Source organism: Comamonas testosteroni (assembly GCF_014076415.1).
Taxonomy (GTDB): Bacteria; Pseudomonadota; Gammaproteobacteria; order Burkholderiales; family Burkholderiaceae_C; genus Comamonas; species Comamonas testosteroni_F.
The window spans coordinates 445,129-466,785 of the sequence record NZ_CP043568.1 but is presented as its reverse complement, the minus strand read 5'-3'; the positions used below and the strand labels follow the sequence as shown (position 1 = coordinate 466,785).

Annotated in this window: 16 protein-coding genes and 1 tRNA gene; 5 read left to right on the top strand and 12 right to left on the bottom strand. The window is 64.8% G+C overall.

Annotated features, from left to right (window positions below; all coding sequences use genetic code 11):
* Nucleotides 1–47: 47 nt before the first annotated feature.
* Both F0P97_RS02100 and F0P97_RS02095 read left to right on the top strand, forming a co-directional pair.
* On the top strand, nucleotides 48–1,508 hold the full coding sequence (locus F0P97_RS02100) for an NAD(P)-binding domain-containing protein (RefSeq protein ID WP_182285424.1): 1,461 nt from the start codon (nucleotides 48–50) through the stop codon (nucleotides 1,506–1,508).
* Nucleotides 1,509–1,523: 15 nt separating this feature from the next.
* Entirely contained in the window at nucleotides 1,524–2,678 is a 1,155-nt protein-coding gene (locus F0P97_RS02095) for a CMD domain-containing protein (RefSeq protein WP_182285423.1), read from the top strand.
* 192 nt (nucleotides 2,679–2,870) lie between these two features.
* On the opposite strand, the gene F0P97_RS02090 is transcribed toward F0P97_RS02095, so the two are convergent.
* The 4 genes from F0P97_RS02090 to F0P97_RS02075 form a co-directional block, all read right to left on the bottom strand.
* Complete coding sequence (locus tag F0P97_RS02090; protein WP_182285422.1) at nucleotides 2,871–4,121, bottom strand: FIST signal transduction protein; 1,251 nt, start codon at nucleotides 4,119–4,121, stop codon at nucleotides 2,871–2,873.
* A 72-nt stretch (nucleotides 4,122–4,193) separates the two neighbouring features.
* Nucleotides 4,194–5,057 carry a PhaM family polyhydroxyalkanoate granule multifunctional regulatory protein gene (locus F0P97_RS02085; protein WP_182285421.1) on the bottom strand — a complete coding sequence of 288 codons (864 nt, stop codon included), beginning with the start codon at nucleotides 5,055–5,057 and terminating at the stop codon, nucleotides 4,194–4,196.
* Between the two features lie 127 nt (nucleotides 5,058–5,184).
* Nucleotides 5,185–5,700: a copper chaperone PCu(A)C gene (locus F0P97_RS02080; protein WP_182285420.1), complete on the bottom strand. Its 516-nt coding sequence runs from the start codon at nucleotides 5,698–5,700 to the stop codon at nucleotides 5,185–5,187.
* Between the two features lie 139 nt (nucleotides 5,701–5,839).
* A complete protein-coding gene (locus F0P97_RS02075) occupies nucleotides 5,840–6,196 on the bottom strand; it encodes a DUF2946 family protein (protein ID WP_182285419.1) in 357 nt (118 codons plus the stop codon).
* Nucleotides 6,197–6,451: 255 nt separating this feature from the next.
* Between F0P97_RS02075 and F0P97_RS02070 the strand changes: the two genes are divergently transcribed.
* Nucleotides 6,452–7,111, top strand: a complete 660-nt coding sequence (locus F0P97_RS02070; RefSeq protein WP_182285418.1) for a glutathione S-transferase — start codon at nucleotides 6,452–6,454, stop codon at nucleotides 7,109–7,111.
* A gap of 49 nt (nucleotides 7,112–7,160) precedes the next feature.
* Nucleotides 7,161–7,574: a VOC family protein gene (locus F0P97_RS02065; protein ID WP_182285417.1), complete on the top strand. Its 414-nt coding sequence runs from the start codon at nucleotides 7,161–7,163 to the stop codon at nucleotides 7,572–7,574.
* A gap of 231 nt (nucleotides 7,575–7,805) precedes the next feature.
* On the opposite strand, the gene recD is transcribed toward F0P97_RS02065, so the two are convergent.
* The 8 genes from recD to F0P97_RS02030 all read right to left on the bottom strand — a co-directional run bounded on the left by recD (nucleotide 7,806) and on the right by F0P97_RS02030 (nucleotide 20,845).
* Complete coding sequence (recD, locus tag F0P97_RS02060) at nucleotides 7,806–9,896, bottom strand: exodeoxyribonuclease V subunit alpha (RefSeq protein ID WP_182285416.1); 2,091 nt, start codon at nucleotides 9,894–9,896, stop codon at nucleotides 7,806–7,808.
* The gene (gene recB, locus F0P97_RS02055) at nucleotides 9,893–13,705 is read right to left on the bottom strand and encodes an exodeoxyribonuclease V subunit beta (protein ID WP_182285415.1); all 3,813 of its coding nucleotides are present in this window, start codon (nucleotides 13,703–13,705) and stop codon (nucleotides 9,893–9,895) included. Before recB ends, recD begins: the two co-directional genes overlap by 4 nt.
* A complete protein-coding gene (gene recC, locus F0P97_RS02050) occupies nucleotides 13,702–17,289 on the bottom strand; it encodes an exodeoxyribonuclease V subunit gamma (RefSeq protein WP_182285414.1) in 3,588 nt (1,195 codons plus the stop codon). Before recC ends, recB begins: the two co-directional genes overlap by 4 nt.
* 245 nt (nucleotides 17,290–17,534) lie before the next feature.
* Nucleotides 17,535–17,610: transfer RNA gene (locus F0P97_RS02045), tRNA-Phe, on the bottom strand.
* Between the two features lie 264 nt (nucleotides 17,611–17,874).
* Nucleotides 17,875–18,000, bottom strand: coding sequence for a hypothetical protein (locus F0P97_RS27790; RefSeq protein ID WP_269780105.1), 126 nt, complete (start codon nucleotides 17,998–18,000; stop codon nucleotides 17,875–17,877).
* A 39-nt stretch (nucleotides 18,001–18,039) separates the two neighbouring features.
* Nucleotides 18,040–19,656: a GMC family oxidoreductase gene (locus F0P97_RS02040; protein ID WP_182285413.1), complete on the bottom strand. Its 1,617-nt coding sequence runs from the start codon at nucleotides 19,654–19,656 to the stop codon at nucleotides 18,040–18,042.
* Nucleotides 19,653–20,276, bottom strand: coding sequence for a thiamine pyrophosphate-dependent enzyme (locus tag F0P97_RS02035; RefSeq protein WP_232538093.1), 624 nt, complete (start codon nucleotides 20,274–20,276; stop codon nucleotides 19,653–19,655). The genes F0P97_RS02040 and F0P97_RS02035 overlap by 4 nt, the downstream gene beginning before the upstream one ends.
* Before the next feature lie 17 nt (nucleotides 20,277–20,293).
* Nucleotides 20,294–20,845: a thiamine pyrophosphate-binding protein gene (locus F0P97_RS02030; protein WP_232538092.1), complete on the bottom strand. Its 552-nt coding sequence runs from the start codon at nucleotides 20,843–20,845 to the stop codon at nucleotides 20,294–20,296.
* Nucleotides 20,846–20,986: 141 nt separating this feature from the next.
* Between F0P97_RS02030 and F0P97_RS02025 the strand changes: the two genes are divergently transcribed.
* Nucleotides 20,987–21,652: a Crp/Fnr family transcriptional regulator gene (locus F0P97_RS02025; protein ID WP_182285412.1), complete on the top strand. Its 666-nt coding sequence runs from the start codon at nucleotides 20,987–20,989 to the stop codon at nucleotides 21,650–21,652.
* Nucleotides 21,653–21,657 lie beyond the last annotated feature (5 nt).

The following is a 21,657-nucleotide window of genomic DNA, read 5'->3' as shown; positions in this document are numbered from 1 at the left end:
TTTGATGCGTCTGCGGCTCAAGCCTCAGGCGCTTTTGGGTTTTAGCTATGTCAATTTCAACTCCTACGACAGCCGCCACGGGGCTTGCAGTGCTGGAAGAGCGCCTGCGTGACGACTTCGTCACTCTGGGCTGGCCTGCCAAGGCCTGGATTCTCCCCTCCACGCGCAAGGGGCTGCCGGTGCATGACGTGCTCGTGATCGGCGCCGGTCAGGCCGGTCTCGCGCTCAGCATGGCGCTGCAGCAGGTCGGCATCAAGCCCGTGCTGCTGGACAAGTCGGCTCCGGACTTCGAAGGCCCATGGGCCACCACGGCGCGCATGGAAACCCTGCGCTCGCCCAAGGAGCTGACCGGCCCCGCCATGGGAGTTGCAGCCCTGTCCTTTCGCGCCTGGTTCATCGCCCAGTTCGGTCTGGACGCCTGGACGGCGCTGGACAAGATCCCGCGCCTGCAGTGGATGGACTATCTGCGCTGGTACCGCCGCGTGACCAACGCCGATGTGCGCAACGGCCATGAAGTCATAGCCGTGCGCCCGCAGGCCGATGGCGTGGTGGAAGTCGATGTCAAGGCCAATGGCGTGATCGCCACCTGGCAGACCCGCCGCCTGGTGCTGGCCACGGGCCGCGACGGCCTGGGCGGCGCCACGGTTCCTGCCTTCATGCGGGGCGTGGACAGGAAGTTCTGGGCCCATTCCTCGGACGCCATGGACTACGCCACGCTGGCCGGCAAGCATGTGGGCGTGGTCGGTGCCGGCGCCTCGGCCATGGACAGCGCAGCGACGGCTCTCGAAAACGGCGCAGCCAGCGTGGACATGCTGATCCGCCGCCAGCAGCTGCCGCTGATCAACAAGTCCAAAGGCTCGGGCGTGCCCGGTCTGACCCACGGCCAGTATCTGCTGCCCGATGCCTGGAAATGGCGCATCCGCCACTACATCAACGCCCAGCAGGTGCCGCCGCCCCACGGCAGCACGCTGCGCGTCTCGCGCCATGACAACGCCTTCTTCAATCTGGGCTGCGCCGTGCAGGGCGTGGAGAAAGCGGGCGACAAGCTGCAGGTGCAGACCTCGGCCGGCGTTTTCCTGCTGGACTTTCTCATCGTCTCCACGGGCTTTGCCATCGACTGGAGCCTGCGTCCCGAGTTTGCCGACATCGCGCCGCACGTGAAGCTGTGGAACAGCCGCTTCACGCCCGAGGCCGCCGATGAGGATGCCGAGCTGTCCGCATCGCCCGATCTGGGGCCGCTGTTCGAGTTCCAGGGAGACCTTCCCGGTCTCGACCGGATCCACTGCTTCTGCTACCCCGCTGCGCTCTCGCACGGCACGGTGTCGGGCGATATTCCCGCCATCAGCGACGGGGCGCGCAAACTCGCACAAGGTCTGGCCTCGCTGTTCTATCTGGACGATATCGAGCAGCACTTCGACAAGCTCAAGGCCTATGCCGAGCCCGAGCTGGACGGCACGGAATGGACCGCAGCCGACAGCGCTGCGCGCATCCGCCAGCTGCAACCCTAAATCACGAGACTTCGCATGACAGACACCATAGACCGACTGGCCGGCCTCGAGCAAGGCAGCCCCACATTCACCACCCGCCACGAGCGCGAAAAAGTCGCTCTGGCCACCCAGGCCTGCGAAGACCTGCTGCTGGGCAATCAGCTGGACAGCGCGCTGACCCAGGCCGAGCGCCTGGTGCTGGCTGCCGAGCAGGCCCGTGTCAGCGGCGTGAACGTGCTCGAAGCAGAATACCGTGCGCGCGCCGAGGCCCTGGGCCAAGCCATCACGCCCGAGCTGCGCGCCATCCTCGACCAGCCCGGCGCCCAGACTGGCAAGGCGCGCATGGATGCCATGCTGCACTTTGTGCGCACGCTGGCCCTGAACCCGGCCCAGAGCGATCAGGCAGCGCTGCTGGCCATTCCGGCCGCCGGTCTGTCGCTCAACGACACCGTGCTGCTGGCTCAGCTGATCGGCTTTGTGGCCTATCAGGCCCGCCTGCTGGCGGGTGTGAAGGCCATGGGCGAGCTGGGCGGCGCGACCGAAGCGCCTGCCGCCCAGCCTGCCGATGCCGCGCCCTTTGTCCACCCCGCCAATCTGCCTCCGCCCGGCGAGCCGCTGCGCCGCAACGGCTTTACCAGCGAGACACTGGACTGGAAGGCCTGGCTGCAGGTGCTGGACCCCGACACCGCCACGCCCGAGCAGCAGCATGTGCTGGAAGTCAGCCACCCCAAGGCCAAAAGCATGGACTTCTACCTGCTGCTGGCTCGCCAGCCCCAGGTGCTGCTGGAGCGCTCCCAGGCCTTCAACGCCATCATGTATGCGCCCGGCGGCCTGTCCCGCGCCGAGCGTGAAGTGGCGGCAACTGCCGTCTCTCGCTCCAACGGCTGCGTGTACTGCGCTTCGGTGCATGCCCAGCGCTTCGAGCAGCTGGCCAAGCGCAACGATGTGATGGCCCAGCTGTTTGACGAGCCCGACACCGCCGGCACCAATGCCCGCGAGCGCGCCATCATCCAGGCTTCGCTGGCACTGACGCGTACGCCGGGCAGCTTTGGCAAACACAATCTGCAGCCGCTGCGTGATGCAGGTCTGTCCGATCTGGAAATCCTGGACATGCTGCACTCGGCCGCACTGTTCGGCTGGGCCAATCGCCTGATGCTGAATCTGGGCGTGGAACTGTATTCCACCCCCTGAGCGGCTTTGCCGAGGGGGACGATGCCATCGCCGCGACGAGGCTCTTGCTCCGCATCGCTGATTTCAGGCCGCGCCAGTTTTTGGGGCGGCTCTCTTTTTTGATAGCTGCTTGCGCTAGTTAATGCATGACTTCAGAGCCAATTGATTTTGAAAGCCATTTTTATCAAGCGCTAGCAGCTATCAAATTTCGGGCTACCTACCGGTAAACACCGTCAGCACGCCGGCCAGCTGATGCACATGTGCATCCATCAGCTGTGCCTCGGCCACCAGGCCGATCAGGGGCACAGGCCCCAGCGCATGGCGCAGCAGCTTGAGCTCGGCATCGGCGCCGCCAAACAGCTCGCTGCCCCGTCCCTTGCTGCTCACATAGATGGCACCGCGTATGTGCTGGGGCTGGGCCGCCTCGGCCATGGTCTCGGGGCCGGCATCGGCAAAGTCGGGCTGCAGCGCATCTTTGAGGGCCGCCCCCATCTGCATCAGTTCATGACGGGCCGCGCTGCTCTGGCGCTGGCAGAAGATCACCGTATGCTCGGCCTCCACGGGCGACGACAGCGCAACGCCCTGGCGCACCGGGTCCAGCCCCACGATATGCAGCACCTGGGCCTCGTCGGTCAGCGCGCCGCGCTCCAGACCCCGGCCCAGCGGTGCAATCGCGGCCTGGGTCTTGCGCAGCTGCGACAACGCAGCCTGCCAGCCGCCGCCGGCGCTGGGGCTGGCTTCCACATCCAGCATCTGCAGCAGTCGTGGCAAGGCAGGCTCGCCTTCGAGCTCCAGCACCACCGGGCCTCTGGCCTCGGTAATCGCAAGCCCCGCACCCAAAGGCGCGCAGCCCTGGGCCAGTCTTGAAATGCAGGCTACGTCGGCATCGAAGGCCACGCCGGAAAAGCCGGCATGAAAGATACCGACGCTGGCCTGCGCCCTCAGCCGGGGCAGATCTTCCGCGCGGCAGGCAAACTGCACGCCCTGCTCGCTGCTGAGCGCCCCGAACAGATTTCCAGTGCTGATGCGCTCGGACAGCTCCAGCAGCAGCTCAGCGAGATCGGGCTGATCGATGCTGGAGTGCACCAGGGCCGAATGCGCCTCGAATCCTGCTTCGGCGCCGCTTTGCGCCAGCGGTGCCACGCCGGAATAGACGCGGTAATGGGCGGCGGGCAGATCCAGCAGCATGACCGCCAGCGAGGAGCTTTCGGAATACTCGTGCTCCATGGCCAGTACGGCGTGACCGGAGCTGCCCACCCAGTCGGTGACCTGGGGCAACTCGCGCGCCAGCAGCGCCAACAGGGGCTGCGCATGGGGCACCAGCCCCTGCGCGATATAGACCAGACCCAGCCGGTGCGGCTGCAGTGACTGGCGCAGCAACTGCCCACGCAGCTGCAGCACGACTTGCTCAGTCGCAGCGCGCCAGTCTTCATGGCTGGCATGAGCGACGGGAAACAGTGACATAAGCCCTCCTGTTCTTGCTGGAGCGTAGATGCCTTGCAACCACGATTTTCCACCTTAGCGGGAAGGGATTGCTCAGGGCTTGCGCGAGGTAGCAGAGGTTTTGGCGGCCGTCTTTTTAGCAGCAGGCTGCTTGGCAGCAGTTTTTTTAGCGGCTGCCGTTTTGCCGGCTGCCGCTTGGGGTTGACCGGTCTTGGCCGCCGCCTTGCGTGCAGGCCTGGGCTCGGCTGCCGCTGCACTCTTTGCTGCACTCTTTGCTGCACCTGCAGCGCCAAAGCCGCCAGCCTGCGCCATCACCTTTTCCATGGTGGACTTGGCAAAACCGCTGGCCATCTCGGTCGCACGCTGGGCAGCGGCAAGGGTCTCGGGCGGAACGGGCTCTGCCATGGCCTTGGCCGCAATCTGCTGGAACTGCTGGGTCAGCGCGCCCCACCATTGCATGGCCTGACTCAAGGCAGCCTGAGAAGGAGCCTCGGCATGGATCTGCTCCTCTTGGGCCGCAGCCTGTGCTTCAGGCTCGGGCACAGGGCTTGCCAACGGCTCTGCTACCGCAGCCTTGGCCGTGGCGCTGCCCATGGGCCAGCCGGTATTGGCAGTCGCTGCGGGTTCTACCGGCGCTGCACCGGGGAAAGGAAAGGACTTGGCCAGCTCGCTCATGCTGACATTCATGTCCTTGAGCGTGGACAGCGTCATGCGCTGCACTTCCAGCGCCTGGATGGTGGCGGCCAGAGCGCGGCTGTTTTGCTCCAGCCAGAACTGCACGGCTTTCAGCTCGGCAATGCGCTTGTCAACCTCTTCCACGCTGACGGTGGGAGCCACCCATTGCGGCACACGGCCCATGGGGTTGGCCGCAGCGCCAGCGCTTTGCGCCAGCCCCTGCAGAAAATCAAAGCCAGGAATGAACTTGCCGAAACCAAATGCCGATGCGTCGCCGCTCATAGTGCTCTCCACTGCAGGGATGGATACCAGAATCCGCATCCGGACAGGGCCGGATGCGGAACTAGCTTACTGCACTTGCGATGTTCGCAGCAAACAAGGGAGCAGGCCGCAGCCCTGGCTCAAGTCATCAATGCTGATGCGCGCCATGGCCCATGTGCTGATGCCCGGCACCGGCCGCCGCAGGGGCTGCCACGCGCACCGGCAACTGCAGGCTCAGGCGCGAAACTGCGCCCTTGGCATCCTTGAACACCAGGGTCACGGGCACCTGGCTGTCCTTGACCAGCGGGGCCTTGAGTTGCTGCAGCATCAGGTGATAGCCACCGGGCTTGAGCTCCACGGCCACGCCCTGGGGCAGATCCAGCGCCTCGATGGCGCGCATGCGCATCACGTCTCCCTCCATCTTCATCTCGTGCACCTCGGCCACTGCAGCAGCCGTGGTTTCCACGCCCACGAGCTTGAGCGGCTCCTGGGCCGTCAGGCGCATAAAGGCCCCCGAGGCCTGCTGACCCTCCACGCTGGCGCGGGCCCAGGCATTTTCAACCTTGACATGGGCAGCATCGGCATGGGCCCAGGCGGCACCGGAAACCAGCAGCGAACCGACCAGCGAACCCAGGGCCATCACGGTAAAACGACGCATATTCATGAAACCATCTCCATTCAAATTCAGTCTGGACTTACGCAAACAAGGGTGCATCAAGATGGTCTTCTTGAAACGAAGCCCTTGCTTGAGCCTGATTGGCATAAGTCGTATCAATCTCAAATCGATCTGAAGCGCTTGACCATCAAGCGCCCTCAGCTATGTTTTTCAGAGTCTCAAAGGGCGGTGCGCGTACGGGCGGCAGGGTGGAGACAAAAGCTCTGCGAGCAACATCGGCCCAAGGCAGGGCATCGAGAATGGCACGGTGACTGCCCGGATCTGGCTGCTGCGCTGGCGGCGGCGCCAGCAGCGGCAGGCACAGCGCGCAATCCAGTCCATGCGGGGTGGCGGCATCGTCGCTGGCGGGGCTGGGCACCCAGTGTGTGCTGCCGCTGGCCGTGCACACAGCCTCCCAGCCGGCAGGCGGCGTGGCGCGCGCCCAGGGCGTGATCATGCTGACCAGCAGCACGCAGAACCATGCCCCCAGCGCCCAGCGCGCCATAAGGGCTGCCGGTTCGTGCCGAGGAGGGTGTGCGCGCCAATGCATGGGGCGATTGTAGGAGCTGGCCCGCTATCCGGTTGGCGACGCAGGGCTTGCACCACTTGCCTCTACGATAGCGTGGCCACGGATACCTATCTCTATGGGACTGACGCAAACAAGAATGCAGCATCGGCCTGCCTCCCAAGGCAGTCGTCTTGGCTGGACCCGTTTTGCGTAAGTCGTGACCTATTCACAGCAACCGATCAGGAGACAAGCATGCTGACTTTGTGCGGATTTTCGGCCAGCAACTACTACAACAAGGTCAAGCTGGCCTTGATGGAAAAGCAGATTCCCTTCGCGGAGGAACTCGCCTGGCTGGGCAGCACCAACCCCGAGGAATCGCCGCTGGGCAAGGTGCCATATCTGCGCACCCAGCATGGCGCCATCAGCGAGTCCGACGCCATCATCGAATATGTGGAAACGCTGTCCAGCAAGGTGCCGCTGTTGCCCTCGGACCCCTTTGCTGCCGCCAAGGTCCGCGAACTCTGCGTCTATCTGAACCTGCACCTGGAGCTGGTGGCGCGCAACCTCTACCCCCAGGCCTTCTTCGGCGGCAAGATCAGTGACGGCGCGCGCGACAAGACGCTGGAGCAGCTGAAAAAGAACATTGCAGCCTTCGCCAAGCTGGCCCGCTTCGACACCCCGTTCATCGCGGGCGACAGCTTCACGCTGGCCGACTGCAGCGCCATCGTGCACCTGCCCCTGGTCAGCAGCGCCTGCAAGATCGTGGGCGGCAGCGATTTGCTGGCCAAGCTGCCGGTGCGCGACTATCTGGCCCGCATGGGCGAACGTCCCACGGTGCAGAAGGTCAACGCCGACCGCAAGAGCAACACCGAGGAACTGATGGCACGGATACAGGCCAAGGCTGCGCGCTGATGCGCCTGGGCGCCTGGCTCGATCCGGTGATGCTACGCTCGGCTCCATCATGCAAAGCGCTTTTCATCTCGCCTACCACGTGACCGATCTTGACCAGGCCCGCCGCTTCTACGGCAGCGTGCTGGGCTGCCGCGAGGGTCGCAGCACCGACACCTGGGTCGATTTCGACTTCTTCGGCCACCAGATCTCCCTGCACCTGGGCAAACCCTTTGCCGTGAGCAACACCGGCAAGGTCGGCAACCATATGGTGCCCATGCCCCACCTGGGCGTGATCCTGCTCAAGCCCGACTGGCTGGCCCTGGCCGAACGCCTCAAAGCCGCTGGCACGGCCTTCATTCTGGAGCCGCAGGTGCGCTTCGAAGGCGAGCCCGGCGAGCAGTGGACGATGTTCTTCACCGACCCCTGCGGCAACCCGATCGAGGTCAAGGGATTTGCCAACTGGGAAGCGGTTTACGAACACTGATCCCCTGAGCCGCTTCGCCTGGGCGGCCCCGCGCCTTCCCCCGAAGAGGGGCGACACCCCTGGCTGCGGGGCGGCCCTTGCTGGCCGTCTCGCGCTTGGACTTCGCCGGCGTCACAGGCTCATCACTTCGAGCCAGGCCAAATGGGAAACCTGTACAGCTTGAGCGAAACAAGCCTCCAGTGCTTACCTGAACTGCGGTAGCGGCTATCAAAACAGAGTCTCCCCCATAGGCTACTGAGCACGCTCCATGAATCCCAGCAAACCGCTGCTGCGCTGCGTGGGACTGCCCATCGCCGACACCAACAGGCCGGGCACTTCGGTCCACAGCGAGAACGCCTTGCGCGCCCGCGTGATGCCGGTGTAGACCAGCTCGCGGCTGAGCACATTGCCGCCCTGCGCGGCCAGCACCAGCGCCGTGTGCTCGAACTCCGACCCCTGGCTCTTGTGCACCGTCATGGCAAATGCGGTCTCCACATGGGCCAGGCGCGCCGTGCTGACATGGTGCAGATGCTCGCCCTGCATGAAGTACACGCGCAGCCGCGCCGGGTCGGCAAAGCTGGGCAGTGCCATGCCGATATCGCCATTGAACACGCCCAGCTGCGCATCGTTGCGGGTGACCATCACCGGACGGCCCATATACCACTCGCCCTCCTTGCGTATGGCGCCCATGGCCTGCAATGCCTGCTCCACCGCGCGGTTCAGGCCCGCCACGCCCCAGCTGCCATCGCGCATGGCGCAGAGCAGGCGGTAGCGGTCGAAGGCGGCCAGCACGTCCCTCACCCATTGCTGGTGATCGGCCTCGGCGGCAAAGCCGCGCCCCTTGCCCTGACCATGTCTTTCCAGCACCTCGGCGTAGGCGGCATAGCTGGCCATGCTGCCACGGCCTTGCACGGCGCTGCGCACCACGGCCTCGACCTCACCGCCTTCACGTGCCCAGAGTTCGGCATGCAGGCCGGCCTGGGTCTGCATGCGCAGCAGCGCCATGGCAGAAGGTGCATCGCCGGCATTCACGGCCTGTGCAAGCTGACCGATAGGCCCGCCAAAGCGGCGGCTCTCGCGCAGCATGACGGTGTGCTGGGCCAGCGGCAAGGCCCTGGCTGGCGCCAGGTACTGCTCTGGCAGGCGCTGGCCCGTCACGCGCCCGGCATAGGCCGCGGTGTCCGGCGCGTAATTGCCCCGCTGCGCATCGCGGCACAGATCGCCCAGCACGGCACCGGCCTCCACCGAGGCGAGCTGGTCCTTGTCGCCCAGCAGAATCAGGCGCGCCGTGGGCGGCAGGGCCTGCAGCAGCGCGGCCATCATCTCGAGGTGGATCATGGAGGCCTCATCGACGATGAGCACGTCGACATCCAGCGGATTGCCCGCATGGTGGGCAAAGCGCCGCGTGTCGGGCCTTGCGCCCAGCAGCGAATGCAGGGTGCGTGCCGCCCCCATGCGCTTGACCAGGGCTTCCAGATCCAGCTCGCGGCCCACCGCCTCCTTCAGCTCCAGCAGCGAGCTGTCGATGGACTGCTTGAGCCGCGCCGCCGCCTTGCCAGTTGGCGCAGCCAGCGCAACGCGCAGCTGCGCGGCATCCGGCGCCGTGGCAAACAGCAGCGCCAGCAGGCGGGCGGCCGTATAGGTCTTGCCCGTGCCCGGCCCGCCGGTGATGACGGACATGCCCCCCCGCAGCGCCAGCGCGCAAGCCAGCTTCTGCCAGTCCACCGCATTCGCGGCAACGGCAGACGCGGTGAAAAGCCGTCCCAGCCAGTCGCGGATCCTGGGTTCGTCAAGCGCCACCGCATCGGCCGCCGTGCGTTGCGCCATATGCGCGGCGACACTGCGCTCGTAGTCCCAGTAGCGGCGCAGATACAGCAAGGGCGCAGCGCCGTCCAGCAGCACCAGCGGCTGACCTCGGTCTGCCGCTACCGCACCCGGCTGCACGACACGCACCACGGGGCTGCGGCGCAGGGCCTGCAGCCAGTCGGCCAGCCGGCCGGGCAATTGCTCCCATAGCGAATGCTGCAGTCGCTCGGCCTCCTTGGGCCAGGCGAGAATCTGATTGGGATCGCCAGCCAGCGCCTGCAAGGGCAGACAGCTGTGGCCGCGCCCCTCCATCTGCGCCAGCACGGCGGTGGCCACCAGCAGCGCGGGCCCGGCCTCGGCGTCCTGCGCTGCCACAAACGCCGCCAGGGCGCTGTCCAGGCGGCGCAGCAGGCCGGCATCTGCCAGGCGCTCCAGAGCGGCCAGCCAGTCCGTGGTGTCCGGCGCAATCCGGTCCCCATCCACGGGGGCGGCAAACAGGTCCAGCGTCTGCAGATCGGCTTTGCGGCGGCCCTTCATGGCTGCTCCTCCTTCGATTCTTGCTCGCAGTCGCCAAGCAGCGCATCAAGCCCTTGCAGCAGCGCCAGCGGCGGCTTCAGCACATGCATGCCGGCGGCCTCGCCATCGAGACCACGCAGGAAGAAATAGAGCGCGCCGCCCAATTGTTCCCGGGGGTCGTAGGCCGCGCCCAGGCGGCTTTGCAGCAGGCGGTGCAGAGCCAGCAGATACAGCGCCGCCTGCACGTCATAGCGATGTTCGAGCATGGCCTGCTCCAGCGCCTGAGGTGCGTAGGCCGCGCCGTCCTGGCCCAGGTGGTTGGTCTTGTAGTCCAGCACCCAGTAACGACCGCCATGATGAAACACCAGGTCGGCAAAGCCCATCAGCATGCCGTGCAGCTCGCGCTCGGGCAGCGCCGGGCGCGGCTGGCCGGCAAGGATGTGCCGGCGGCACAGCGCGTCGATGCGCGGTGCCGACAGGCGCCGCGCCGGCAGCCAGAACTCCATCTCGGGCAACAGCGCATCACCTCCGCCCAGCTGGGCCAGCGAGACACCGAGCGGCGCCAGCGGCTGGTGCACCACGGCGCGCAGCCACTGCAGCACATCGGCGGCCTGCTCCTTGCGGCCCGCGCGCTCGCAGCGGCGCAGCAGACGGGCCGCCAGGGGCTCGCTGTTGTCGGGATCATCCTCGGGCTGCAGCGCAAAGTCCTCGGCAGCCAGCCATTCCAGCTGGTCGTGCAGGAAATTGCCCACCACCGGGCCGCGCATGAAGCGGTGCCAGACCGCCGCATCGCTGCGCGCACCGGCGGCGAATCTGGTCAAGGTGGGCAGGGTGGTCATGACCTCGTTGATGACGCCCAGATCCAGCGCAGCTTCACCGGCCTCCTGGGCCTGCAGCGCACGCTCGTCCTCGGCAGGGCTTTGTGCGGCCACCGGCAGGACCGGCAGGCTGGGTGCGGCCATGGCGCGGGTCAGCGACGAAAAGCTGCCAATGCCCCAGCGGCGGTCGAACTGCGCCTCGTACACCGGCGCGGCGGCCAGGGCGGGCAAGGCCTGAGCGGCAACATAGCGCGAGGCCACGGGCAGTTCGGCCGGCAAATCCACCACGGCGATCTGCGTGCAACGCTCGCTCAGGGCCTGGATGCTGGCGCGCCAGCGGGCTGCGGACTGCGAAACAGCTCCGGCCAGCAGATAGCCCGCCGCACCCTGTTCGTTCGCACAGTTTTTGCTGTTGCCGCGCTTCATGGGGGCCAGCCCCATCCACAGCGCATGACGCGGACGGGTCAGCGCCACATAGAGCAGGCGCAGATCCTCGCGCAGGCGTTCCTTGTCGGCCTGCGCCAACTGTGCATCGTCGTAGTCCAGCACCAGCTCGCGCGCGGGTGCGCCATCGATCTGCACGGGCAGCGAAAGATAGGCCGCCTTGCCGTCCACAGGCCGGAAGCTGCCGCCAAACGGCAGGCAGACCAGTGGGTACTCCAGCCCCTTGCTCTTGTGCACGGTGACGACCTTGACCAGATCGGCATCCGATTCCAGCCGCACGATCTGCGCATCGCCGGCCGCGCCCGGGCTCTCGATCTGGGTGGCCAGCCAGCGGATCAACGCCTGCTCGCCCTCCAGCTGGGCGCTCGCGCCCTGCAGCAGCTCGGCCAGGTGCAGATAGTTGGTCAGACGGCGCTCGCCGCCCATATCCTGCAGCCAGCGCGCCGGCAATTCAAAGCGGTATAGCGTCTGGCGCAGCATGGCCAGCACGCCCAGGCGCAGCCAGAGGCTGTGCAGCTCCTTGAGCAGCTCGCTGCGCGCATCGAAGGCCTCGTCATCGCTGGCCAGCCAGGCCAGCTCGTCAAACGACAGACCCATCATGGGCGTGGCCAGGCCGGCGCGCACGGCCAGTCCGTCCAGGGGGGCGGCCACGGCACGCAGCCACAGCAGCAGATCCTGCGCCTCGCTGCTGGCGAATACCGAGTCCTGATCGGACAGATAGACCGAGGCCACATTGCGCCGCGCCAGCGCGCGGCGCACGGCTGTGGCTTCCTTGCCAGTGCGCACCAGCACCGCAACATCGGCCGGGCGCAGGCGCTGCAGCGGCTGGTCGCCCTCGGCAAAGCCAGTTGCAGCGTCCATCAGCCACTGCACGATCTGGCTGGCGCAGAACTCCGCCCCACGGCGGCGGATGTCGTCATTGCTCAGCGGCTCTTCGCTGCTGCCATCCCAGGCGATGGTCAACGCTGCCATGCGCTGGCTGCCCTGCATCAGCCGCTCCTTGCGGCCATTGGCCTTGACGCTCTCGAACGGCAGCGGATTGCTCTGCCCTGCGCGGAACATGAACGCGCCCTCGCCTTCGCGCACTTCAGCCTGCACAAACCACTGGTTGACCGCATCGACCAGCGCCTCGGTGGAGCGGAAGTTGGTGTCCAGCACATAGTGGCGGCCCTCGGTCGCCTGCCTGGCCTGCAGATAGCTGTAGATATCCGCACCACGAAAGCCGTAGATGGACTGCTTGGGGTCGCCAATCAGCAGCAATGCGCTGTCCGCGCGGTTGTCTGCCGTACGGTAGATCTGGTCGAACAGCCGGTATTGCAGCGGCGAGGTGTCCTGGAACTCGTCAATCAGCGCCACCGGGTACTGGGCCAGAATGCCGGCCTGCAGCGCAGGCCCGTTATCTCCGGCCAGGGCAGCGTCCAGGCGTTGCAGCATATCGGCAAAGCCGAAAGTGCCGGCCTGGCGCTTGAGCCACAGCAGGCGCTGCTGGACATGGACTGCAGCATGCAGGCGCAGCGCCACCTTGATCGACGGCAGCTCGGTCAACGCTTTAAGCAATTGCTCCAGCTCGGAAAATTCAGTGGGCAGCAGCAAGTCCATGGTCGAGCCCTTGAAGGCCTCGGCCATCCCCTCGGGGCGGAGGCGCTTGCGGGCGGAATCGCTGAGTTCCAGCGACCGGTTCAAGGGGTCTTGCGCCCAGACGATGAGGCTGTCGAACCAGCCCTGATAGTAGCGGGCCTGCAGCTTGCGCTTGTCCCACAGCGCAGCGCGGCCGTCAAGCTCGCCTTCGATCCAGCGCAGCATGCGCCCGGCCTTGGCGTCCCAGCCATCGGCCAGTGCCCGCAACCGCTGCGCACGCTCCGCCTGGGTCTGTGCAATGCATTCACCCAAGGTCCCGGCGCCCGCCGTGGCGGCGATGTCTTCACGCAGCAGCGACTGCATATCCTTGACCAGGGCCTGCACATCGGGCCAGACCTGCAGCGCCGTCTCCAGCAGCTCGCCCGACAGCGGATAGCACTGCTGGCGCCAGTAATCCTGTGCAGCCTCGGTCTGGCGCTGGCTTTCATCGGCCTCCAGTGTTTCATCAAACAGATTGCCGCTGTCGAAGGCATGCTCACGCAGCATGCGCTGGCACCAGGCATCTATGGTGTGGATGGCGGCATCGTCCATGCACTGCGCAGCCATATCCAGCCGCCAGGCGGCGGTATCGCGCTCCCTGCCTTCGGCATAGGCATCGCGCAGATCGCGCAGAAAGCTGTCGTGCGCAGCCGGTTCGGCCTCGCCGCGAAAGCATTGCACGGCCTCGATCAGGCGGTCACGAATGCGGTCCGACAGCTCGCGCGTGGCGGCCCGTGTGAAGGTCATGACCAGAATATCGGGCGGCATCAAGGCGCGGGCAAAGCCATTTTCTGCGCCATGGCCCAGCACCAGCCGCAGATAGAGCGCGGCAATCGTCCAGGTCTTGCCTGTGCCCGCGCTGGCTTCGATCAGACGCGAGCCCCAGAGCGGGAAATGCAGGGGCTGCAGCGCCTGGCTGTCGGGCTTCATGGGGTTGGCGGGCGTGCTCATGCCAGCTCTCCTGGTTGTTCGTTCTGGTCTGCACGCTGTATCAGGGGCAGGCTCTCGGTGTGCACCTGCGCGGCCAGCCAGTCATGCAGCGGGCCATAGACCTGCTTGGCCAGGGCGTGAAAGCGCAGATCGGCCGTCAGCGCCTCCCAGCCGGGGTAGCAGCGCGCCCAGCTGGGGTCTTCGCATTCGCCGCCCAGCATGTAGCCGCCCTCATAGGCCTGTGCTGCGGCGCTCAGATCGTCCAGGCCGGCTGCGATGGCGCTTTTGAGAGGCAACGGCAAGGGCTCGTTCTGGCCCGCCAGCCACAGCTGCATCAAGGCTTGCAAGCGCTGCGTGGCCGCCTGCGGCTCCAGCGGTTGCACCCAGACCAGGGTGTCGCGTGCGATCACGCCCATCAGCGTGTCGGTGCCCGTGCTGGAGAGCGCCAGACTGCGCACATAGATGGGCAGCAGCTTGTAGGCCTGCAGCTCGCCTTTTTTGTTCAGCAGCGTGCGCGGCTCCAGCGCAAACCAGCAACGGCTGTGGCCCGCATCCGAGGACGGCTCTTCGCGCTCCTGCAAGCCATCCACCCAGTCATCCAACGTGACCGCATCGCAGTGCAGCAACAGCCGCTCGCGCGGCGCCGCATGGGGCCATAACCGCATCTGCTGCTGCCAGGCCAGCAGCGACGGCGTGGCCTGGACCTGCAAGGCCTCGGCCTCGCGCCTGCCGAGACCCGCCAGCGGCAGCACGCCGGCACGCCCCAGACGCTGCACCTGGCGCTGCACCTGCAGACCCACGTCCAGCGCCGCATCATGCGCCAGCTGCGTGCGCACGCCTTGCTGCAGTTGCTGAATCAGGCCGTAGGCGGTCAGACCATCGACGCTGAAAAGCTCGTCGTCCTCCAGCAGTTCCTCGTCCTGCTCGAAGCGTACCTGCAGGCGGTTGCGCAGAAAGCTGCGTGCAGGATGGCGCAGAAATTCCGTCAGGCGTGCCAGCGTCAGCGGTACTTCGGGGTCAGGTTCGAATGCGGCCACGACAGGCAGCGACTGCGCCTCCCGCTCTTCATGCGCGCCATACCATTCGCGCGCGAAAGTCGACAGCCCCGAAGCCTGTTCAAAATAGCGGCGGCTGAAAGGCTGCAAAGGATGCTGGCGGGTGCGCTGGGCCAGCAGCAGATCTCCGCGCTCGCTGGCGCAAAGGCCTGCGCTGCCTTCGCCCTGCCAGCCTTGGCGCAGATAGTCACGCAGCTGCGAGACCAGCACCGAGGGGGGCTGTTCGCTGTTGTCGCGCACATGGCGGCCGGCCCAGCTGATGTAGAGCTTGCTGCGGGCCGACAGCAAGGCATCCAGCATCAGCTGGCGGTCATCGTCGCGGCGCGCGCGGTCGCCGGGGCGCTGCTGGCCGGGCAAGGCCATCAGATCGAAGTCCACGCGCATGGCGCGGCGCGGGTAGTCGCCATCGTTCATGCCCAGCAGGCACACCACATCGAAGGGAATGGCGCGCATGGGCATCAGCGTGCAAAAAGTCACGCCGCCGGCGCGAAAGCGCTGGTTGAGCGCGGGCTCGGACAGGGCCTGCAGCCAGGCCTCCTGCGCCACTTCCAGCGGAATCAGGGCATCGAAGCCCGCTTGCTCGCAGGCGGACTGCCAGCCGACCAGGGCCGTGTCGAGTGCGGCGCACAAGGCCTGGTCCTCATCGCCCTGCGCGACAAAGAAGTCATCCATCAGACTGCGAAAACGCTGGGCCCAGACCTCGGGAGCCACGGCCGTTGCAGCCGTTTGCCACCACTGCAGCATGCGCCCCAGCAAGCTGGCCAGCGATCCGGCCAGCTCGGCCGTCAGGCCGCCCACTTCGTCATAGGGCTCCATGCCGGCAAAAGCCTGTGCATCGTCGAAGGGGGCCTGCAGCGCCGGCCCGCTGGCATAGCCCAGCAGCATGCGGCGCAGGCCGAACCAGGCGCTGTTGGGATCACCACAGGCCGCCAGGCCCAACTGGGCGCGCTGCGCATGGTTGAGCCCCCAGCGAATGCCTGCGCCGGCCATCCAGTGCGTGAGCTGGGGCAGATCGTCGGCCGCCAGCCCCACCCGCGCCGCCACGGAGGGGACATCGAGCAGATCGCACAACTCGCTCAGGCGGCAGCGCTGCTGAGGCAGCTTGAGCAGCCATTGCAGCGCGGTCACCAGCGGGCTGCTGGCGCGCGCGCCCACGTCGGCAATGTCAAACGGGATATGGCGCGCATCGTGGCGGCCGTACTGACCGAACACGGCGCGGATGGCGGGTGCAGCTTCTTCAATCGACGGCAGCATGACCACCACCTCGCGCGGCGCCAGCGCTGCGCGGCCCGCAGCGGCAGGCTCGGCCAGCCATTGCAGCAGTTGATCGTGCAGCACTTCGAGCTCGCGCACCAGGCCATGGGCCTTGCGAAAGACGATGGACTGGTCGGCCGCCGCGATCTCGACGGCAGGGTGCTCAGACATGGGTACCAGATCGCGAATGCGCTGCTGCACCTGGGCCAGCAGCGGTGCGTCGATCAGCTCGCCCGCCTCGGCCTCGTCATACACATCCACACGCGGCCAGCCCCATTGCATGGCGGTGTCATCCGTGGTGTCGAAGGCATCGAGCTGACGCACGTAGTCACGGCTTTGCCGTCCCCAGGCCGCCAGCAGCGGATGGGCATGGGCGTGCATGGCGGCCAAGGGAATCTGCGCCAGGTCCTTGCCGCCCTTGTCGGCGTGGCGGCGGCGCTGCTGGCGCAGCAGCTCGCGCCCGTCGATGGCATCGGCCCAGTGAAAGCGGCAGGGGTTGGGAACGGCAATCAGCACCTGGCTGTGCTGGGCAATGCCGCTCAGAAACTGCATCAGCGACAGAGGCATCTGGCTCATGCCGAACACCACCACGCGGCGCGCCAGCGGCGTGACCGGCGGCCGGCCGCTCTGCAGCGCGTCCAGAATCCGCGCCAGCAGGGCCGGGCGGGTGGCGGCACGCTCCTGCTCATCGAGCTCGGCCAGCACCTTGCGCCACAGCTGGGGTTGCCAGAGCTGCCCTTCGGGCACGGGCGCATCGGGGCGTCCCGCCGTGCGCAGCACATCCTCGCCCTGCTCCCAGGCGGCCAGCCAGTCGGCGCGGTAGATCTGGTACTGGTCAAACAGGTCCGCCAGCTTTTCTGCCAGCTGCAGCAGGCGCTGCGGCTCGCCAGGGCGCAGAAAGTTGGCGATCGGTGCGAATGCAGACTCGCCCAGACATTGCGGCAGCAGACGCATCAGGCGCCAGATCATGGGCGTCTTGTCCAGCGGCGATTCACGTGGCACCTCATGCCTGCCCAGAATCTGCCGGTAGCTGCGCCAGACAAAGCGCGCCGGCAACTCGACCTGTGCGGCGGCGCACACGCCCTGCTGCCCGGCCATGCGCATCTTGAACCACTCGGCCATGCCGTTGCTTTGCACCAGCACGATCTCGGGCTCCAGCGCCTGCAAGGGGTGCGCGGCCAGCCAGGCCAGCACGGTATCGGCCAGCGCCTCGGTCTGGTTGCCGTGAATGGCGATCAGGCCCGGCTGCCAGTTAGCTGCCGGTTGCGACGCCCTTGGTTGCTGCTCTGCTGTCACACGCGCTCCTGTGCCTGTCTGTGCACGATGAAAGCTGCAAGCTTAACGGCAGCATGCAAGCGCTATTAAATGAAAAGCTGGTTGCGCTCACCCACAAAGCAAACTGGAGCTGAAACACCTTGAAATCAAGCTAAAGCAAGCGCAAGCCGCTCTGCTTTCTGCTGCCCAGTACCCATGCCCATTGCTGACATTCGAGGCGGCAATGAGAAAAGCCCCAGATCATTGCTGATCTGGGGCTTCATGTCTGGTGGCCTGGGACGGAATCGAACCGCCGACACAAGGATTTTCAATCCTCTGCTCTACCGACTGAGCTACCGGGCCTTTGCTGTCCAGCAACTTGAATTTGCCGAAGCTGCGATTATAGGCATATTTTTTCCGCTTCCTGCCCCGCCGGGGCATTTCAGCCCGAAGCATTCGCCGACCTGCGAATACTGCCAGGGCGCGCATTTTTCCAGGACGTATATGCAAAGCCAAAGGTCCGAGTAGCGCAGCCGCAAAATCAATATGACCACCTATCAAAGCCTCCAGGGATTCAATGACACATCAGGTCCAGTTCCGCGAACGACGCTGTCTTACCCAAGCTGGTTATAGCGGCACGCGCAGCATGCTGTTCAAGGCTTGCTCCAGCAATGCGACCAGCGACGGGAAAGACCTCACATCGACATGGGCAGGGATGTTAGATGGGTATTGTTTGAGCCGGGGGTGGTTCATGGCGTGATCCTGAGAGGGCTTCATGTGGTTCTAAGCGCACTACATACGCTGCTGCCGAATGAACTCCGCGACACGCTCGCCTATGACCGTGCATATCGCGTTGGTGTTGGTCGATGCAATAGTGGGCATGACGGATCCATCAGCCACGCGCAGGCCACTCATCCCGTGTACACGCAATTGTGGATCCACGACGGACTGCGCTGCATCCGAGCCGATTCGACAAGTCCCCACCGGGTGATAGGCGGTCGCTCCCGTGGCACGCAGATAGGCCAGTAACGCTTCGTCGCTGGCGCCGTTCGGGCCTGGACGAAGCTCCTCCTCAATCCAATGAGACAGCGGAGCAGCGGCTGCCATCCGGCGCGAGAGCCTGAGCGCATTCAAGCAAGCGTCGATGTCACGCGCATCAGTAAAGTGGTTGGCAACCAAACGAGGATCCCCTTGAGGGTCTCTGCTGGCGATATGGCAAGTACCACGCGAATGCGGACGAATTTGAAAGGAGGCCAAGGTTACTCCCTCAAAATCATCCAGGACCATCGCACCTTTGGCGCGGTTATTCGATGAGCTCACTTGCTGGACCTGCAGCTTCAGATCGGCATTCGTGCCCTGTCCATCTTCGGCCACAAAGGCCTGCGCAGTGATTGAGTTGGTGGACAGCGGCCCATCACGCCTGAGCAACCAGCGTGCCCCCCACCTAGCCTTGCCGAGGACGCTGTTCAGCGGCCTATTCCAGCTCACCCCTTTTTGGGTGCGATAGACCATGGGACTATAGACATGCTCCGACAGGTTCTCACCCACCATCGGCAACTCCAGCACTACCGGCACTCCCACAGCTTCCAGCACCTCGCGTCGGCCTATGCCTGACAGTTCAAGCAGCTGTGTCGAATTGAAGGTGCCACCGCAAAGGATAACCTCATGCTTTGCGTAGAGCTTGACTTCCCTACCCTCATGGAGTGCCTGAACTCCGACCGCCCTCTTTTCTTGCAAGAGCAAACGTGTGACCAAGGTGTTTGGAAGCACTTGCAGATTCGCGCGCGATTGGGCTGGGTCCAGGTATGCCATGCGCGTATTGCAGCGCACGCCTCTCCGGGTATTGAACTGCAAATGACTGCCGCCGAATCCGCCCGCGTTGTAGTCTGCGACACGGCGTCCGACGCCAGAAGCCTCGAGAGCATCCAGAAAGGCGTTGGCCAGAGGATCCACCGGAGAGAACTCCGTGATCGTCACGGGACCTTCATGCCCGCGGAATCTGTCATCACCTCGGCCAAAACTTTCGATGCGCCGAAACCACGGCAGGAGGTCTGCATAGGCCCAACCAGGACAACCGTCTGCCGCCCATTCGTCATACAGATGCGGCGTCCCGTGCACCCAGATCATCCCGTTGACTGTCGACGATCCGCCAAGAACCCAGCCGCGCGGCCAGTAGATCTGACGCCCATTGAGCTGCGGATCGGGCTCTGTGTGAAAGTTGCGCAGGTAGATACCTCTACCCAGCACCGTACCGACGCCTAGCGGAATCTTGCTCCATATATTGCCATCGGGTGGACCAGCATCGAGAAGGAGCACCCTCAGGTCAGGGTTCTCGGAAAGCCGAGCCGCAGCTGCAGCGCCTGCAGACCCTGCCCCCACAACAATGTAGTCGAATGTGTCGCGGTTCATGCCAGCTCCACCATCAGCTTGCGTGCTGCCATGCGCATGCGTACAAACTGAATATCAGGAAGAATTGGCTGCGGCTGCTGCGCCCCGACTCGACGTGCATCAGGGCGAACGCACAATTCAACAAAGCTTGCTCCCTTCGCCGAAAGCAGCCGGGGAAGCGCATCCTTCCATGCAGCAAAGCTGTCAATTCGCTCCGCACTCTGGTACCCGGCGGCGAGTGCCATTGCGGTGAAATCCACACTCGGCTCTGTCGCCACGACCGGGAGATTAGTTATGCCATTGAACTGCACTTGGTTGTTGATGACGACATGCAGGTAACGGTTAGGCTGATTGCGGGCTACCGTGGCCAGGCTGCCAAGCTCCATCAAGAGGCTCGCATCGCCGTCGAGCACGACCACAGGCACGTCAGGCCGGCTCAAAGCGATGCCAAGCCCCAGTCCTGCGGCCCCGCCCATCAGCGGAACGGAGTCGATCCGGCGATGCGTCTCGCCCAGCTCATCAAGTACCAGCATCGAAGACATGGTGGCGACCAGCACCGCGTTCGGCTCAAGAACAGCCCTTGCCTGGATCAATTCGGCCATGACGCTACCAAGGGCCAGCGTCGGAAGATGGTTATTCATAAGGCGTCGACTCCGCGTCAGTTCCAAGTGATGTGGCGTCCGACCAAAACCACAGCAGCGGTCTGAGCTTGGCGCGCGTGTGTATAGGCTTGTGCGATCGCGGCGACGTCCGAATCCTCTTCAATCGTCCAATAGCGAAATCCGATGGCATCCAGAAAAGGTTGCATTAACCTCACCATGCTGCGACGCGACTGGGTCATGGGCTTGGTAAAGTTGTCTACCTCCCGGCCAAACTGCCCGGCCAAAATCACGAGGGGGATACCCGCATCCAGACACACGGCCCGAAGGGAGTTGAAGCCCTTGTAGAGGCCCTGGTTCTGCAGCATGACCACGGGAGTTCTCCCGCCCAGATACAGGCCGGCAGCCGTGGTCAGCGCTTGATCCTCAGTTGCTGCGAAAACATTCCGGATGCCGCAGGCTTGGTCCGCAATCCGCTCATGAAGGGCAAACTGCACAAAATCCGGGACGGTGACAGCATGCGTCACGCCTTCGTTCTGCAATGCCGAAAGCATCGAAGAAGCACTAGGCCCTCCCGGAGGATTCGGCATCAAGTGTGTGGAAACAGTCATAGATCTCCTGCTAGGTGACTCTGTGTCACCGTCATAGAATCAACAGCTGTAGTCTTCGCCTATCACGTGATCGCCACTGTCAAAAATTCGACAATGCCTCTCGAATCGACCAATAACGTTACTGAGCAAGCGCACGCCTGTATGACTCAGGCACTTGGTTTCCGGGATTGCTCGAAGGCCCTCATCGAAGAAATGCTGGCCTTGGGGCGCGCACGCCAGCTTCAGCGTGGCGAGTACCTGGGTCGACGAGGAGACAAACCCACTCGCGCCTGGTTGCTGCTCGATGGCTTGCTGGAGAGCGTGTCACTGCGTAGCAATGGACACCGGCATCTGCTGGGCTTGGTCTTGCCCGGCGACTTCTTCGGACTTGTTTGCGTCATCGATGGGGGCACCTACTCCAACGACCTCTCCTCACGGGGAGAATCGCTCGTCTATGGCTGGGCGATTGAGGATTTGCAGGCCTTGCGTACACGTCACCCCATCTTGGTCCAGGCATTCGAAAAACAGATCGCCTTCCGCTACCGGCTGACAATGGCGCGGCTCTCCATAGACTCTGGCGTGCCTCTTGAAAGTCGTGTGGCCTCAATGCTGGAGATCCTGGCTGACCTGCACGGAAAACAAGACGGAGACCGTATCCTTCTCGACGTCAAACTGTCTCAGTCTGACCTTGCCGACTGGCTGGGCCTGAGCCGGCAGCGCATCAATTTTGCCCTCCGGCAGTTAGAAGCATCCGGCGTCATCAGCCTGTCCTATGCAGCCCTGAGCATCACGAACAAGGCCGGACTGAAAGCCATCGCCCAGGGATGAGCATC

Excerpts from the sequence above, each read along its gene's own strand:
- F0P97_RS02100 (WP_182285424.1), top strand. The coding sequence starts at position 48 with ATGTCAATTTCAACTCCTACGACAGCCGCCACGGGGCTTGCAGTGCTG.
- F0P97_RS02095 (WP_182285423.1), top strand. The coding sequence starts at position 1,524 with ATGACAGACACCATAGACCGACTGGCCGGCCTCGAGCAAGGCAGCCCC.
- F0P97_RS02090 (WP_182285422.1), bottom strand. The coding sequence starts at position 4,121 with ATGTCACTGTTTCCCGTCGCTCATGCCAGCCATGAAGACTGGCGCGCT.
- F0P97_RS02085 (WP_182285421.1), bottom strand. The coding sequence starts at position 5,057 with ATGAGCGGCGACGCATCGGCATTTGGTTTCGGCAAGTTCATTCCTGGC.
- F0P97_RS02080 (WP_182285420.1), bottom strand. The coding sequence starts at position 5,700 with ATGAATATGCGTCGTTTTACCGTGATGGCCCTGGGTTCGCTGGTCGGT.
- F0P97_RS02075 (WP_182285419.1), bottom strand. The coding sequence starts at position 6,196 with ATGGCGCGCTGGGCGCTGGGGGCATGGTTCTGCGTGCTGCTGGTCAGC.
- F0P97_RS02070 (WP_182285418.1), top strand. The coding sequence starts at position 6,452 with ATGCTGACTTTGTGCGGATTTTCGGCCAGCAACTACTACAACAAGGTC.
- F0P97_RS02065 (WP_182285417.1), top strand. The coding sequence starts at position 7,161 with ATGCAAAGCGCTTTTCATCTCGCCTACCACGTGACCGATCTTGACCAG.
- recD (WP_182285416.1), bottom strand. The coding sequence starts at position 9,896 with ATGAAGGGCCGCCGCAAAGCCGATCTGCAGACGCTGGACCTGTTTGCC.
- recB (WP_182285415.1), bottom strand. The coding sequence starts at position 13,705 with ATGAGCACGCCCGCCAACCCCATGAAGCCCGACAGCCAGGCGCTGCAG.
- F0P97_RS27790 (WP_269780105.1), bottom strand. The coding sequence starts at position 18,000 with ATGAACCACCCCCGGCTCAAACAATACCCATCTAACATCCCTGCCCAT.
- F0P97_RS02040 (WP_182285413.1), bottom strand. The coding sequence starts at position 19,656 with ATGAACCGCGACACATTCGACTACATTGTTGTGGGGGCAGGGTCTGCA.
- F0P97_RS02035 (WP_232538093.1), bottom strand. The coding sequence starts at position 20,276 with ATGAATAACCATCTTCCGACGCTGGCCCTTGGTAGCGTCATGGCCGAA.
- F0P97_RS02030 (WP_232538092.1), bottom strand. The coding sequence starts at position 20,845 with ATGACTGTTTCCACACACTTGATGCCGAATCCTCCGGGAGGGCCTAGT.
- F0P97_RS02025 (WP_182285412.1), top strand. The coding sequence starts at position 20,987 with ATGACTCAGGCACTTGGTTTCCGGGATTGCTCGAAGGCCCTCATCGAA.